Raw genomic sequence first — 13,952 nt, 5'->3', positions numbered from 1 at the left:
TATATAGTCTGTGCAGGCATTGTGTTTTACACTGCGCGCTGTAAAAAACTGAGTAGATTAAGCAGGCAAAAATGGCGATGAACGGAACGATCACAACGTGGTTTGAAGATAAAGGTTTTGGCTTTATCAAAGATGAAAACGGCGATAACCGCTATTTTCATGTGATTAAGGTCGCCAACCCTGACCTGATCAAAAAAGATGCGGCGGTGACCTTTGAACCCACCACCAACAACAAAGGCTTATCTGCCTATGCGGTGAAAGTCGCGCCGACAAGCAAATACATCTATATCGCAGGCGAGCGGCTGAAGATCACCTCGATCAAATCTTACCTGGTCTACAGCGAAGAAGTCCCGGTCGATGCCGGTGTCGACAAAGAGAACGCGGTGCTGTCAGTCGGCCTGTTGCTGAATAATATCCGGCCGAAATCTGACACGAAAGCGAATGAAATGCGTTCGCTGAAAAAGCTGGCGGTGACCACATTCCAGGGAACCACGCTGACCTTCTCTGAAGATGAGATCGACATCGACAGCACGGTTAACGTGCTTAAAAGCCTGAAATAATCCCGCAGGTGGGCCAGTATCCTGTGAAAAGGATGCTGGCCTGACAGACCGCTTCGGTCTGCTCTACAGGTTTTTCCCCGGATACATCATCCCTGCCAGCTGTGCGCAGTGGCCAGAAAACGATACTCCTGCAGATCAAACTGCCCTGCTCTTCCAGCTAATCCATTGTTTATGAAAAAACAAAGGTCAAACGCGCTGGTCATCAAGGATCATCCCCATAAAGCCACATTCCAGGGTAGAATCAGATTCTTTGTTCAGTCATTGCCAATATTTCCATCATCGCAAATTGATACGAAAAGTGGGTGAAATAAGGTATAAAGCCGCATGAAAATCCCAAACAGAATCCAGCCACTGGTCGATGACGGCCTGATTGACGATGTCCTGCAGCGGCTGAAAAGCGGCAAAGAAGCAGACGTCTATACCGTGCTTTGCGGCGGCAAGGTGCAGTGCGCCAAAGTCTATAAAGAAGCGACTCAGCGTAGCTTCAAGCAGGCGGTGCAGTATCAGGAAGGACGTAAAACCCGCAACAGCCGTAACGCCCGCGCCATGCAGAAAGGCACGAAATTTGGCCGTAAGCAGCAGGAAGAGTCCTGGCAGACTGCCGAAGTAGACGCATTGTTCCGCCTGGCTAACGCCGGTGTTCGTGTGCCGCAGCCTTATCTCTGCATCGACGGTGTGTTACTGATGGAGCTGGTAACTGACGCCAACGGTGCGGTTGCGCCTCGCCTCAGCGATGTCATGCTCTCCGAAGAGCAGGCAATCACCGATTTCAACACCATGATCCGTAACATCGTCCGCATGCTCTGTGCAGGTATCGTGCATGGTGACTTATCCGAGTTCAACGTGCTGCTGGACGATCAGGGACCGGTGATTATTGACCTGCCCCAGGCGGTTGATGCGGCGGCCAATAACCATGCCGAGTCGATGTTCGAACGTGACGTAAACAACATCACTTCATACTATGGTCAGTTCGCTCCGCAGCTGCTTAAGACGCGCTATGCCAAAGAGATCTGGTTGCTGTATGAGGATGGCAAGCTCACACCAGAAACGCCGCTTACCGGAGAGTTTGTGGAAGAGGAGCGCGTGGTTGATATGGATTCGCTGATGGATGAGATCATCACTGCAGAGGATGAATATTACGAACGCCAGCGCGCCAGCCGTGAGCGCGACGAAGAGTAATCGCCCATTAATAAAAAAGGCAGTGAGTCGCCTCGCTGCCTTTTAATGTTCGCAGTTTTACAACGCTATCATCGCACCACGACCGTCAGCGCAATCAGAGTTAAGCCGATAATCATCACGCCGACAAAAACTTTATCGAGCCTGCCTTTTTTCATCTTCTCCTCCCTAGAACCACTGACCAAACCTGCGGATGTAGACATGTTTCATTCCCTGCGCCACCAGGCAGTAGCTGAACAGCGTCAGCACCAGCCACGGGAAGTATTGCCATGGCAGTGGCACCAGACCGACCATCGCGCCCAGCGGTGAGAACGGAATCAGGATGCCCAGCGCCATAATCGTCAGCGTGGTCAGCATCACCGGTAAGGTGGCGCGACTCTGGATAAACGGAATCTTCCGGGTACGCAGCATATGCACTACCAGCGTCTGTGACAGCAATCCCTCGATAAACCAGCCGGACTGGAACAGCGACTGCACGCCCGCATGATTCGCGCCAAAAACGAACCACATCAGCGCAAAGGTCGTGACGTCAAAAATTGACGACGTCGGCCCCATCCACAGCATGAAGCGTTTAATGTTGCCGGCATCCCATTTACGCGGCTTATTCAGAAACTCACGGTCAACCTTGTCCCACGGCAGTGCCAGCTGGGAAATGTCATACATCAGGTTCTGAATCAGCAGATGAATGGAGAGCATCGGCAAAAACGGAATAAAAGCACTGGCCACCAGCAGCGAGAAAACATTGCCGAAGTTGGAACTGGCGGTCATGTTCAGGTACTTGATGATGTTGCCAAAGGTCTCGCGTCCTTTGAGGACACCTTCATTCAGCACCTGTAAATCTTTCTCCAGCAGGATGATGTCCGAGGAGGCTTTCGCCACATCTGCCGCGCTGTCCACGGAAATCCCGGTATCCGCCGCCCGGAGTGCAGGCGCGTCATTAATGCCATCTCCCAGGAAACCGACGGTGTGACCATTCTGCTGCATCAGCCGCACCAGACGTGATTTCTGCAGCGGCGTAAGCTGGGCAAACAGCGTGCAACGTTCCACTTCCTGCGCCAGTTCGTCATCGTTCATCGCCTCAATCTGATCGCCGGTCAGCATCGCCGGATCGGTCAGTCCGACATCGGCACAGACACGCAGCGTCACCAATGGGTTGTCGCCGGTCAGCACTTTCACCGCCACACCGCTGTCGCGCAGGGCTTTAATCGCTTTACCCGCGCTGGCTTTTGGCGGATCGCGGAAGGTCAGCATGCCCTGAATAACCAGATCGCGCTCGTCACTGTCATTGAGCGGCGCGCGCAGCTCCTCATCACGGGTTGCCACGAGCAGCACACGATAACCCTGCTGATGATAGTGTTCGGTCTGTGTCAGCAGCGCCGCTCGCTGCGCCGCATCCAGTGCAACGACCGCATCGCCCTTGCGCACGGCGATACTTACCGCCAGCATCTCTTTGACTGCGCCTTTGCAGATCAGCTGTGAACGATGCTGAGCCAGATCTTCCACCAGCACTGAAACCCGGCGGCGATCAAAATCAAACGGCAACTCATCCACCAGTTGAAACTGGCTGCGCAGAGACTGCGAAATGATTTTATCGCCCGCGCTGAGTACGGCGCGGTCCATCAGGTTTTTCGCGCCACTCTGGCTGCTGCCGTTCAGCCATGCCAGCAGCAGGACCTGAGCATCTTCATTGCCCTGTGCATCCAGATGATGCGCCAGCAGAATGGTGTCCTGAGTCAGCGTGCCGGTTTTATCCGTACAGAGCACGTCCATTGCCCCAAGGTTCTGAATGGCATTGAGCTTTTTAACGATGACTTTGCGACGAGACATCGCAATTGCGCCTTTGGCCAGGTTGGCGCTGACAATCATCGGCAGCATTTCCGGGGTCAGCCCGACCGCAACCGCCAGTGCAAATAGCGTGGCATCCATCCAGTCACCTTTGGTGAAGCCATTTATCAGCAGCACCACCGGCACCATCACCAGCATAAAGCGGATCAGCAGTTTGCTGACGCTATTCACCCCGCGATCAAATGCAGTTTGCGGACGGCTTCCGGTCAGCGATGAGGCCAGCGAGCCAAACCAGGTTTCGCCACCGGTCGCGACGACGACGGCGCTGGCTGTACCGCTGGCTACGCTGGTACCCATCAGGCAGATATTCGCTGACGCCAGCAGCTCTTTAGCAGTCTGGCCTGTGCCGTCAATACCCGCTTCACTGCTGTGTTTCTCAACCGGCAGCGACTCGCCGGTCAGCACCGCTTCACTGATAAACAGGTTACGTGAACTCAGGAGGCGCACATCGGCTGGCACCTGGTCGCCGGTGCTGAGCAGAATGATATCGCCCGGCACCAGTTCACTCATATCCACATCCTGGCGCTGTGCGGTTTCGCTGTCCGCCTCACGCCGCAGCACGGTAACCTGGCTACGAACCAGTGACTGCAGCGCCTGCGCCGCACGGTTGGTGCGAAACTCCTGCCAGAAGCGCAGCAGCCCGCTCAACATCACCATGGTGCAGATGATGATCACCCCGGAAAGATCGGTCTCCTGACCGGCGCGCAGCGGCAGCCAGTAGTCCGTTACAAAACTCACCAGCGCCAGGACCAGCAATACGTAGATAAACGGGTTATTAAACGCCATCAGCAGCTGAATCAGCGCCGGTGGCGCTTTCTCATGCGCGACTTCATTGCGGCCGTACAGGCTCAGGCGTTTCGCCGCTTCAGCCTGAGTCAGGCCCTGGTGGTGGCTGCGCAGGTTTGCCAGCGTCGTCTCAATGTGCTGGCCTGCCTGCTGTGCCACAGCAAACATTTTTTTACTTTTTTTATCGTTACGGTTGCCGGATGAAGTGATCGCAACCTGCTCCAGTTTCATGTCGCTCATTTCGACATCTCCCTGATTTAAAGCAATAGTTGTCCTGCACGCAAAATAAGGTGCATGGATAAAACCTGGCGAAGCCGGGTTATTTAATGCGGTGACCTTCAGGAATAATCACGTTATTCCGCCTGCACGCAAAATAATGACGCGCACAGGATTAGCCGACGTCGGTTAAACGCAGCATGTTGAAAGTCTGAGATCGTCAATCGGGCGTAGCCTGCGCTACGCCAATCGGGGCGGAGGAAAAAGAGCGAATATAAACAGCAGCATAACGCGCACTCCTGTGAATGACAGGATTTAAAAAAGGAGCGCGATCGTTAATTAAAGCGGGGATCGCTGCTCGCCGGTTGGCAAGCAGCAAAGAAAATTCAGCTTGCCAGAATTAAAGTTAATCGGGTATCACTGTCCAACTGAATTCTCCTGAAATTATCTGCAGCCATTATAAAGAGCGTCTGGCTGCGGTAAAGCAATAATAACCTGAATAATGGTTTCGTTGAGGTTTTGTTTCTGCTCAGCTTACCGCTTCGTTAACAGAGTGGCGATCTTCTTATAACCAGCAGGTAACCCTTATAACCTTTTGGCATATGATTAGCCCATATTCGACTATTCTTCACACCGGCCCTTTCGTAAACTCGCGTAACTTTTTAGAGGCAAGGAAATTTCATGAAAACTATAATTCCATCACTGCTGGCGCTGACGCTGGCTGGCGCCTTCACAGCACAGGCCGCAACACCAAAAGATACGCTGGTAATTGCACAATCTACTGACGACGCCGACAGCTTCGATCCGGCCAAAGGGTTTGAACTGACCAGCGTTCAGGCTTTTACAAACATCTATCAGCGTCTGGTCCAGTCCGATCCGCAGAACCCGGTGGACCTGAAGCCTACTCTGGCGACCTCATGGCAGCCCGGCAGCGACAACCGCAGCCTGACCTTTGAACTGCGCAAAGATGCGAAATTCTCTACCGGCAACCCACTGCGTCCGGAAGATGTGATCTTCTCGCTGGGCCGCGTGGTAAAGCTGAACCTCGATCCCTCTTTCATCCTGACACAGCTTGGCTGGACTAAAGATAACGTCGACGGCTTCCTGAAGAAGGTCGACGACAATCACGTGCAGATTAGCTGGACGGCTAACGTCAGCCCGACCTACGTGCTGAGCCTGCTCTCTGCCCCGGTTTCTTCCATCATTGATGAAAAAACCGCGATGGCGAACGCGAAGAACGGCGATTTTGGTAACGCCTGGCTGGCAACTCACTCTGCGGGCAGCGGTCCGTATCAGATCCGTAAAGTGGTGATGCATCAGGTGGTACTGCTCAGCGCTAACCCGACCTCACCGGCGGGCGCGCCAAAGATGAAAAATATCCTGATCAAAAACGTACCGGAACCGGCGGCGCGTCGTCTGCTGCTGGAACAGGGCGATGCCGATATCGCCCGTAACCTGGGTGCCGATCAGATCGCTGCGCTGAACGGCAAAACAGGCGTGAAGACGGAAGCGATTCCCATGGCGTCGCTCTACTACATCCAGTTCAACATCGGCGCAAACGAGACGATGAAGAATCCGGCCTTCTGGGAAGCAGCACGCTACCTGTGGGATTACAAAGGTATCGCTAACGAGCTGCTGAAAGGTCAGTTCGACGTGCATCAGAGCTTCCTGCCGAAGGGCTTCCTGGGCGCAATCAACGACACGCCATACAGCTACGATCCGGAAAAAGCCAAAGCGATTCTGAAGAAAGCGGGCCTGAGCAACGTGACCTTCAAGCTCTCTACCAGCAACCAGCCGCCTTATCTGGATATCGCACAGGCGCTGCAGGGCAGCTTCGCCAAAGCAGGCGTGAAAGTGGAAGTGGTACCGGGCCTGAGCTCAGAAGTGTCGACCAATGTGAAAGCGCATAAATATGAAGCGACGCTGAACGCCTGGGGTTCTGACTACTTCGATCCCAATACCAATGCCGCCTCGTTTGCTTACAACCCGGAAGATGGCAGCAAAACCATCGCTTACCGTTCAGACTGGCATATTCCTGAGCTGAACAAGCAGGTGATTGCGGCGACAGCAGAAAGCGATCCGAAAAAACGCGTGGCGCTGTATGAAGCGATGCAGCGTGAAGTGATGAAGAACTCACCTTACGTGATTGGGATGCAGGCGAAGAACCTGATCGCCCTGCGCGACAACCTGAAAGGCTACGTGCAGGGCATCAACCCTGACATGGTGTATTATTCGCAGGTTACTAAGTAATGGCACAGTCTGTCCCTTCAGCCGGGTTCGCCCGGCTTTTTTGGCAGCGTGGCGGACGGCTGATCGGTAGCATATTGTCGCTGCTGGTCACGTTGCTTGGCCTGCTTGCCTTCACCTTTATGCTGTCGCATCTGTCGCCGATTGATCCGGTGCAGCAGATTGCCGGCGATCACGCCAGTGAAGCGACCTACGCGCAGGTGCGTCATGACCTGGGTCTCGACGAGCCGGTGCTGATGCAGTTCTGGCGCTATGTCGAACATCTGGCGCACGGCGATCTGGGTGTCTCCCGTCTGACCAATCAGTCGGTGACTGGCGATCTGATGTCCACGTTCCCGGCCACCATTGAGCTGGCGACCTGCGCGATGATCTTCGCGGTGGTATTCGGCGTCGCGCTGGCGCTGCTGGCGGCCTGGAAACCGGGCAGCTGGATCGATAACCTCGCCCGCTTTATCTCGCTGCTGGGCTACTCGGTGCCAGTGTTCTGGCTCGGCCTGCTGGGTCTGCTGCTCTTTTATGCGGTGCTGCACTGGTCCGCCGGACCGGGACGACTGGATGATATCTGGGTCTATACCCTTGAGCCGAAAACCGGCTTTGTGCTGATCGACAGCTGGCTCTCAGGTGAACCGGAGATGTTCCGCAACGCGATTGCGCACCTCTGGCTGCCGGTGGTGATTCTCGGTCTGCTGGCGATGGCGGGCATTACCCGCCTGCTGCGTGCGGCGCTGCTGGAAGAGAGCAGTAAAGAGTATGTGGTGCTGGCGCGTGCCAAAGGTGCCGGTCGGGTGCGCATCCTGCTGCGCCATATATTCCCTAACGTGCTGGGCACGCTGGTTACGGTGATCGCCCTCTCCTACGCCACGCTGCTGGAAGGCTCGGTGCTAACCGAAACCGTCTTCGCCTGGCCGGGAGTGGGTCGATATATGACCAATGCGCTGTTCTCCGGCGATGTGCCGGCGATTCTGGGCTCAACCCTGTTGATTGGCAGCTGCTTTATCCTGATTAACACCCTGGCAGATGTTTTAACCTGGTTAACCGATCCGAGAACCCGATGACGCAACAACTCTCTGAACTCAAAACGCTACGGCCACGCCGTCGCCGTCAACGCGTGACCTCGTTAACCGTTGGCCTGACGCTGGTCGCGATTCTTATCCTGATGGCGCTGCTGGCACCGCTGATTGCACCTTTCGACCCGAATGTGCAGACCATGTCGAGCCGCCTGCTGGCGCCGTCAGCACAGCACTGGTTTGGCACCGATGGCTTTGGCCGCGATCTGCTGTCGCGCGTGATTTACGGCACACGCCCTACGCTGCTGCTGGTATCGCTGATTCTGGTGCTGACTATTCCGGCCGGACTGCTGATCGGCATCACCGCCGGTTACGTTGGCGGCTGGACCGAACGCCTGTTGATGCGCATTACCGATATCTTCCTGTCGCTGCCCAACCTGGTGATCGCGCTGGCGCTGGTGGCGATTCTCGGCCCTGGCCTGATGAACGGCGCGCTGGCACTGGCGCTGACCAGCTGGCCGCCGTTTGCCCGTCAGGCACGCGCTGAAACGCTGGCACTGCGCCGCAGCGATTACCTCGCCGCCGCGCGGATGCAGGGCATTACGGGCTTTCGCCTGATGTTCGGTCATATCCTGCCGCTCTGCATGCCCACGGCGGTGGTCCGCGCTGCGCTAAGCCTGGGCGGGATTATCCTGGCTGCTGCCGGACTCGGTTTCCTCGGCATGGGCGTTCAGCCGCCGACGGCTGAATGGGGCTCAATGGTCGCCGAAGGCAGTAAAGTGATCTTCGATCAGTGGTGGGTTGCGGCTGCACCGGGTGCGGCGATTCTGTTTGCCAGCCTGGCCTTTAACCTGACAGGCGATGGCCTGCGCGACCGACTGGATACCCGTCATGCAAAATAATCTGCTCCTTGCCGAAGGGCTGACCATTCGCAGTGATGAAGCACTGCTGGTCGATAACATCAGCTTTTCCGTGGGCCGCGAACGTGTGGCGCTGGTCGGTGAGTCCGGCTCCGGGAAGTCGCTGACCGCCCGCAGCCTGATGGGACTGCTCTCGCCCGCGCTGCATCTGCAGGCCAGCCAGCTTCAGGTGGCCGGTGAGAATGCGCTGACGCTGAGTGAGCGTCACTGGAACCAGCTGCGCGGTAACCGCGTGGCGATGGTGATGCAGGACCCGAAATATGCCCTTAATCCGACGCGCACCATTGGCTGGCAGGTGGAAGAACCGCTGATGCTGCATCGCCGCCTGAGCCGTGCCGAGCGTAAAGAGAAAGTGTGTGAGATGCTGGATGCGGTCGGCCTGCCCGATCCGCGTCGGCTGATGCAGCAGTATCCGCATCAGCTCTCGGGCGGCATGGGCCAGCGTGTGATGCTGGCAATCGCACTGATCACCGATCCTGACTTCCTGATCGCTGATGAACCCACCTCTGCACTGGATCATGCCATGCGCGATCAGGTGCTGGCGCTGATTCGCGGTCTGGTGGAAGCGCGTAACATGGGTCTGCTGCTGATCAGCCACGATTTGCAGCAGGTTTCGGAACATTGCGAGCGGGTGATGGTGATGTACAAAGGCCGGTTGCTGGATACGCTGCCCGCCGCTGAACTGCCTCACGCGACCCATCCTTACACCCGCACACTGTGGGCCTGCCGTCCGGGTAAAGCGACCCACGGACAGACTTTACCGGTGCTGGATCGCGCTGCGCTGGAGGCGAATTATGATTGAGTTACACAATCTCAGCGTCGCCCACAAACAGGGTTATGACCTTCGCACCGTGGTGCATGAGGTTAATCTTGAGGTTAACGCGGGCGAGTGTTTTGGTCTGGTGGGTCCTTCGGGCTGCGGCAAATCGTCACTGCTGTGGGTGCTGGCAGGTCTGAACCCACACTGGCAGGGCCAGATGCAGCTTGCCGGTCATACTGTTCAGCCGGGCAAAGCCTTTACCGGTGCGCTGCGTCAGGAAGTGCAGATGGTGTTCCAGGACCCTTATGCCTCGCTGCATCCGCGTCACCGGCTGCGTCGCACCCTGTCGGAGCCGCTGAAGCTGCTGAAACGCGAGAATATCAACGATCGTATCGATCAGGGTTTCCGTCACGTCGGACTCGATCCTGCACTGGCAGATCGCTATCCACATCAGCTCTCTGGCGGTCAGCGTCAGCGCGTCGCCATCGTGCGCGCCCTGCTGCTGCAGCCAAAGATCCTGCTGCTGGATGAGCCGACATCGGCACTGGATATGTCAGTGCAGGCGGAGATCCTCAACCTGCTCAACGATCTGAAACAGCAGGATGGTCTGACAATGGTGCTGGTCAGCCACGATCCCGATGTTATCGATCATATGTGCGATCGCGCGGTGCGCATGGCGCAGGGCCGCATCATCGAACAGATCTCTGCCTGAAACCCGGCCGGACGGCGTTAATCTGCCGTCCGGCGCTGTTTCACTCGTCGCGCATTTCGTAACTCGCCTCTTAATCGGCCTTAACCCCTCTTCTCTCCTGCCGGACGGTGTGTGGTTCTCTCACAGCCATCTTGATTGCCACGCTACGCTATTGACGGTTGTACGCTAAAGCAGCGCCCCTATACGACTGCACAAAACGCAGCACCAGGCTGATGCGGTATACTCGCGGCAACTATTTCATGAGAGGAAAAAGCGATGACGGTAAAACTGCGTCCACTGGAGCGGGAAGACCTGCACTTTGTCCATCAGCTGGATAACAACGCCAGCGTGATGCGCTACTGGTTTGAGGAGCCCTATGAAGCGTTTGTGGAGCTGTCCGATCTCTACAACAAGCACATTCATGATCAGACGGAACGCCGCTTTGTGGTGGAGCATAGCGGGCAGAAAGCGGGATTAGTGGAACTGGTGGAGATTAACCATGTGCACCGCCGCGCCGAGTTTCAGATCATTATCGATCCGGCGCATCAGGGCAAAGGGCTGGCAACCCAGGCGGCAAAGCTGGCGATGGATTACGGCTTTTCGGTTCTCAATCTCTATAAGCTCTACCTGATTGTCGATCAGGAAAACGAAAAAGCGATCCATATCTATACCAAGCTCGGCTTCGAGATCGAAGGCGTGCTTAAACATGAATTTTTCATCAATGGGGAGTACCGCAACACCATCCGCATGTGCATTTTCCAGCATCAGTATCTGGAACGCCATAAAACGCCAGGCGGAATGGTGAAGCCGACCGCGCAGTGATCAGCCGCGCGCGCCAACCGGATTCATGAAGGGACGTGGATGTTCCGGCTTGAGGTCGTACATGCCGCCATAGAAAGGATCGACCAGCAACCAGCCGGGGAATCCACCTAATGGGATATTGCCCAGCAGATACCAGAGGTTAGCGCGAGCCTCGATAGGCACTGTAACCGGCACGTAGCCCGGGCTTTCCAGCATCAGCAGATAGTGCTTTTTGCCGAAGTAGCGGCCGGTGGATTTTGCCAGCTCAACGGTCTGCGGCGTGAAACCCTGCGCAACCGCGTAGCCACGCTCATCCTGCACGGTAAAGCGCGCGCCCTGCGGCAGAGAGTCGATGCGCACCATTTGGGTTTCAGTGCCGACAATGGTGGCACAGCCGCTAAGCAGCAGCGCGGCGGCCAGAGCCAGAATTCGCTGTTTCATGAAGGGGTCCACAGAGTGATCAGTGCTCAAAGTGTAGACCGCCTTCTTTGTCTCAATCGGGCTATCATCGCCCGATTCAGCCAGCTTATTGCGGTTGACAAGCGCGGGCGATAGCCGCGATGTCGTTGGGTGAGGTGCGACAGCAGCCGCCAATCAGCTTCGCGCCCGCCTGCTGCCACTCATCCAGCTTGTCGTGCAGCGTGCAGCCCGACGGCGCGGAATGCCATGTTTTGCTGCTGGCATCATACTGCTCGCCGGAGTTGGGATAGACCACCAGCGGCTTGTCGGTCAGCCTCTGCAACTGCTGCAGCGCTGGCGTTACGCTCTCCAGCGCTACGCAGTTGATCCCCAGCGCTATCACCTGCGGCTGCTGATTCAGCCAGCTCACCACCTCTGACAGCGGCGTGCCGTCGCTGATATGCCCGGCATCACGCAGCGTAAACGTGAACCACGCGCGGCCTTCCGGGAATTCAGCCAGCAGCTTCACCAGTGCCTGCGCTTCCGCCAACGAAGGCAGGGTTTCACAGGCCAGCAGATCGGCACCCGCCGCCAGCAGCGCCTGCACGCGCGGACGGTGAAACGCCATCATTTCCGCTTCCGGCAGTGCATAGTCACCGCGATATTCCGAACCATCCGCCAGGAAAGCACCATATGGCCCCACCGATCCCGCCACCAGCAGCGTTTTCGCATCGGGCCGGACCGCCAGATAGTCCTGACGTGCGCGGCGCGCCAGCTCGACGCTCTGGGCGATCAACGCCAGTGACTGCGCTTCATCAAGACCACGTGTGGCAAAGCCCTGCGGCGTCGCCTGATAGCTGGCGGTAATGGCACAACGCGCACCGGCGACAAAATAGTCGTAGTGCACCTGATAGATGAGCTCAGGATTTTCCATCAGCACCTTTGCTGACCAGAGCGCATCGGCCAGATGGCAGCCGCGGGCTTCCAGTTCGGTGGCCAGCGCGCCATCCAGAATCAGCAATGGTGACTCTGTTAAAGCCTGCGCGACAGGGTTATGCGACATCTTTGGCCTCCTCAGGCTTCGGGGATGATTTGTGGGTCAGATGGTATGCGGCGTAGCAGAACAGGACAAACGGGATGCCACACCATAGCGCGATACGCTGAGTTGGATCGAATGCCAGACCAACACAGGCCAGCAGACAGAGCAGAAAGCCCAGAATCGGCGTCAGCGGATAGAGCGGCGCGCGGTAAGCCAGATCGGCCAGCGATTTGCCCTGCTGAAGGTGACGGCGACGGAAAACAAAATGCGAGGCGCAGATGCTGAGCCAGACCGCGACCACCGCAAAGCCAGAGATAGCCGACAGCGCCACAAACACCGTGTCTGGCGCAACCACGCTGGAAACCAGCGCCAGCAAACCGCCCACCATGCTGACAGTAATTGCCAGCATGGGTACGCCGCGCTTGTTCACCCGGGAAAAGGCACGCGGCAGCGTATTTTCGTTGGCCAGCGACCAGAGCATACGGCCCGATGCGTAAAGGCCGGAGTTGGCCGCTGACAGGATTGCAGTCAGGATCACAAAGTTAATGATGTCAGCCGCATACGGGATGCCGATCTTTTCGAACACCAGCACAAACGGACTTTTTACGATGCCAGCCTGATCCATCGGAATCAGCGCCGCCAGCACAAAGACTGTGCCGATGAAGAAGATGATCAGCCTGGCCACGGTGGTGCGGATCGCCAGCGGCAGCACTTTCTCCGGCTGCTGGGTTTCACCGGCCGCAATCCCGATCAGCTCGGTGCCGGAGAAGGCGAAGTTCACCGCCACCATCGTCATCAGAATCGGCAGTACGCCATTGGGCAGCCAGCCGTGCGCGGTAAGATTGCTCAGACCGGGCGCGGGCGTACCATCTTTCATCGGGATAAAGCCAAACATCGCTGCGCCGCCCAGCACGATAAAGGCGACGATCGTGACCACCTTAATCAGCGAGAACCAGAACTCCCCTTCGGCGAAGAAGCGGGTTGAGATGACGTTCAGCAGATAGATGGCGCAGCAGAAGACCAGGCACCATATCCATACCGGAATCTGCGGGAACCAGTACTGCATACAGAAGCCCGCTGCCGTCAGGCTGGAGCCCAGGGCCACCGTCCAGGTCAGCCAGTAGAGCCATGCCACGGTATAACCGGTTGCCGGACTGAGATAACGCGCAGCGTAAACGTGGAACGCGCCGGTTTCCGGCATCGCCACAGAGAGTTCACCCAGACAGACCATCACCAGCCAGACCACCAGCGCGCCAATCAGATAGGCAAGCAGCGTACCCGCCGCTCCGGTAGTAGAAATGATATAGCCGGTGTTAAAAAACAGGCCAGTGCCGATCACGCCGCCCAGCGATAACATCACCAGATGGCGCACTTTCATGGTGCGTTTAAATTGTTCCTGCGAGGGAGTTGGCTGTTCGCTCATCTTTTTTATCCGTATGGACGTCTAAACATCTATAGTGGGCAATTTTATACGCGTCACAGCGGGTAATTGCAACGGCAGGAAA

At 56.7% G+C, this 13,952-nt stretch carries 13 protein-coding genes; 8 read left to right on the top strand and 5 right to left on the bottom strand.

What is annotated here, in order from left to right:
• The first annotated feature begins 71 nt into the window (after positions 1-71).
• Together KTJ90_RS04610 and KTJ90_RS04605 are read left to right on the top strand one after the other, a co-directional pair.
• Entirely contained in the window at positions 72-560 is a 489-nt protein-coding gene (locus KTJ90_RS04610; RefSeq protein WP_003850339.1) for a cold-shock protein, read from the top strand.
• Between the two features lie 324 nt (positions 561-884).
• Positions 885-1,739, top strand: coding sequence for a PA4780 family RIO1-like protein kinase (locus tag KTJ90_RS04605; RefSeq protein ID WP_003850345.1), 855 nt, complete (start codon positions 885-887; stop codon positions 1,737-1,739).
• A gap of 68 nt (positions 1,740-1,807) precedes the next feature.
• On the opposite strand, the gene mgtU is transcribed toward KTJ90_RS04605, so the two are convergent.
• Both mgtU and mgtA read right to left on the bottom strand, forming a co-directional pair.
• Complete coding sequence (mgtU, locus tag KTJ90_RS04600; RefSeq protein ID WP_008926754.1) at positions 1,808-1,939, bottom strand: magnesium transporter protection protein MgtU; 132 nt, start codon at positions 1,937-1,939, stop codon at positions 1,808-1,810.
• Positions 1,905-4,607, bottom strand: coding sequence for a magnesium-translocating P-type ATPase (gene mgtA / locus KTJ90_RS04595; RefSeq protein ID WP_110411065.1), 2,703 nt, complete (start codon positions 4,605-4,607; stop codon positions 1,905-1,907). Before mgtA ends, mgtU begins: the two co-directional genes overlap by 35 nt.
• Before the next feature lie 657 nt (positions 4,608-5,264).
• On the opposite strand from mgtA, the gene KTJ90_RS04590 reads away from it, so the two are divergent.
• From KTJ90_RS04590 to speG, 6 genes are all read left to right on the top strand, one after another.
• Positions 5,265-6,833: an ABC transporter substrate-binding protein gene (locus KTJ90_RS04590; RefSeq protein WP_003850350.1), complete on the top strand. Its 1,569-nt coding sequence runs from the start codon at positions 5,265-5,267 to the stop codon at positions 6,831-6,833.
• On the top strand, positions 6,833-7,885 hold the full coding sequence (locus KTJ90_RS04585) for an ABC transporter permease (protein WP_192377794.1): 1,053 nt from the start codon (positions 6,833-6,835) through the stop codon (positions 7,883-7,885). The genes KTJ90_RS04590 and KTJ90_RS04585 overlap by 1 nt, the downstream gene beginning before the upstream one ends.
• The gene (locus KTJ90_RS04580) at positions 7,882-8,739 is read left to right on the top strand and encodes an ABC transporter permease (protein ID WP_192377795.1); all 858 of its coding nucleotides are present in this window, start codon (positions 7,882-7,884) and stop codon (positions 8,737-8,739) included. Before KTJ90_RS04585 ends, KTJ90_RS04580 begins: the two co-directional genes overlap by 4 nt.
• Positions 8,729-9,559: an ABC transporter ATP-binding protein gene (locus tag KTJ90_RS04575; protein ID WP_140915753.1), complete on the top strand. Its 831-nt coding sequence runs from the start codon at positions 8,729-8,731 to the stop codon at positions 9,557-9,559. The genes KTJ90_RS04580 and KTJ90_RS04575 overlap by 11 nt, the downstream gene beginning before the upstream one ends.
• Complete coding sequence (locus KTJ90_RS04570; protein ID WP_105098873.1) at positions 9,552-10,229, top strand: ABC transporter ATP-binding protein; 678 nt, start codon at positions 9,552-9,554, stop codon at positions 10,227-10,229. The genes KTJ90_RS04575 and KTJ90_RS04570 overlap by 8 nt, the downstream gene beginning before the upstream one ends.
• Positions 10,230-10,484: 255 nt before the next feature.
• A complete protein-coding gene (speG, locus tag KTJ90_RS04565; RefSeq protein WP_003850356.1) occupies positions 10,485-11,030 on the top strand; it encodes a spermidine N1-acetyltransferase in 546 nt (181 codons plus the stop codon).
• Here the strand turns inward: speG and KTJ90_RS04560 are convergent, their stop codons facing one another.
• The 3 genes from KTJ90_RS04560 to mmuP all read right to left on the bottom strand — a co-directional run bounded on the left by KTJ90_RS04560 (position 11,031) and on the right by mmuP (position 13,870).
• Positions 11,031-11,450: a hypothetical protein gene (locus KTJ90_RS04560; RefSeq protein WP_003850357.1), complete on the bottom strand. Its 420-nt coding sequence runs from the start codon at positions 11,448-11,450 to the stop codon at positions 11,031-11,033.
• Between the two features lie 85 nt (positions 11,451-11,535).
• Positions 11,536-12,471 carry a homocysteine S-methyltransferase gene (gene mmuM / locus KTJ90_RS04555; RefSeq protein ID WP_499025965.1) on the bottom strand — a complete coding sequence of 312 codons (936 nt, stop codon included), beginning with the start codon at positions 12,469-12,471 and terminating at the stop codon, positions 11,536-11,538.
• Positions 12,461-13,870, bottom strand: a complete 1,410-nt coding sequence (gene mmuP / locus KTJ90_RS04550; protein WP_008926759.1) for an S-methylmethionine permease — start codon at positions 13,868-13,870, stop codon at positions 12,461-12,463. The genes mmuM and mmuP overlap by 11 nt, the downstream gene beginning before the upstream one ends.
• Positions 13,871-13,952 lie beyond the last annotated feature (82 nt).

Source organism: Pantoea jilinensis (genome assembly GCF_019104105.1).
Taxonomy (GTDB): Bacteria; Pseudomonadota; Gammaproteobacteria; order Enterobacterales; family Enterobacteriaceae; genus Pantoea; species Pantoea eucalypti.
This window is presented reverse-complemented; position numbering and strand designations above follow the sequence as displayed.

Excerpts from the sequence above, each read along its gene's own strand:
- KTJ90_RS04610 (WP_003850339.1), top strand. The coding sequence starts at position 72 with ATGGCGATGAACGGAACGATCACAACGTGGTTTGAAGATAAAGGTTTT.
- KTJ90_RS04605 (WP_003850345.1), top strand. The coding sequence starts at position 885 with ATGAAAATCCCAAACAGAATCCAGCCACTGGTCGATGACGGCCTGATT.
- mgtU (WP_008926754.1), bottom strand. The coding sequence starts at position 1,939 with ATGTCTACATCCGCAGGTTTGGTCAGTGGTTCTAGGGAGGAGAAGATG.
- mgtA (WP_110411065.1), bottom strand. The coding sequence starts at position 4,607 with ATGAGCGACATGAAACTGGAGCAGGTTGCGATCACTTCATCCGGCAAC.
- KTJ90_RS04590 (WP_003850350.1), top strand. The coding sequence starts at position 5,265 with ATGAAAACTATAATTCCATCACTGCTGGCGCTGACGCTGGCTGGCGCC.
- KTJ90_RS04585 (WP_192377794.1), top strand. The coding sequence starts at position 6,833 with ATGGCACAGTCTGTCCCTTCAGCCGGGTTCGCCCGGCTTTTTTGGCAG.
- KTJ90_RS04580 (WP_192377795.1), top strand. The coding sequence starts at position 7,882 with ATGACGCAACAACTCTCTGAACTCAAAACGCTACGGCCACGCCGTCGC.
- KTJ90_RS04575 (WP_140915753.1), top strand. The coding sequence starts at position 8,729 with ATGCAAAATAATCTGCTCCTTGCCGAAGGGCTGACCATTCGCAGTGAT.
- KTJ90_RS04570 (WP_105098873.1), top strand. The coding sequence starts at position 9,552 with ATGATTGAGTTACACAATCTCAGCGTCGCCCACAAACAGGGTTATGAC.
- speG (WP_003850356.1), top strand. The coding sequence starts at position 10,485 with ATGACGGTAAAACTGCGTCCACTGGAGCGGGAAGACCTGCACTTTGTC.
- KTJ90_RS04560 (WP_003850357.1), bottom strand. The coding sequence starts at position 11,450 with ATGAAACAGCGAATTCTGGCTCTGGCCGCCGCGCTGCTGCTTAGCGGC.
- mmuM (WP_499025965.1), bottom strand. The coding sequence starts at position 12,471 with ATGTCGCATAACCCTGTCGCGCAGGCTTTAACAGAGTCACCATTGCTG.
- mmuP (WP_008926759.1), bottom strand. The coding sequence starts at position 13,870 with ATGAGCGAACAGCCAACTCCCTCGCAGGAACAATTTAAACGCACCATG.